This is a genomic window from Bacillus sp. JJ1521 (assembly GCF_036965165.1).
GTDB lineage: Bacteria > Bacillota > Bacilli > Bacillales > Bacillaceae_L > Ferdinandcohnia.
In genome coordinates this window covers 7,603-8,013 of sequence record NZ_JBALOX010000017.1, presented here as the reverse complement: position 1 = coordinate 8,013, position 411 = coordinate 7,603, and the positions used below count along the sequence as shown (strand labels likewise).

Sequence of the window (411 nt, the reverse complement as noted above, 5' to 3'; positions counted from 1 at the left end):
TACCTTCTTTGGAATTTGCTCTTGAAGCAAAAATATCAAGAATTAGTTGGGTTCGATCAATAACTCTGGCTTCAAGCTTAGAGGATAAGTTTCTCACTTGACTTGGTGATAGTTCATCATTAAAAATGATCACATCTGGTTCTAGTTCTTCCTCAAGATGAATGAGCTCCTCCACTTTTCCTTTACCAATATAGGTTGCTGAATGGACACGTTCACGTTTCTGGGTCATAGTCATCACAACCTGACCCTTTGCAGTTTTCGTTAATGATTGTAATTCTTCCAGGGAATAATGAAATCTATTTTCGTCATCGGTTTGAATCTGACATCCTACGAGTATGGCTTTTTCTAATTCTTTCTTATGTTCGTTTGCCAATCAATTTACCTACTTTCTAGAATCAAATTCGCCTTGGC

At 37.2% G+C, this 411-nt stretch carries 1 pseudogene; it reads right to left on the bottom strand.

The window, feature by feature from the left end:
- Positions 1-319: pseudogene (locus V7147_RS03700) on the bottom strand (GTPase HflX); the annotation flags it as partial.
- Positions 320-411: the final 92 nt, after the last annotated feature.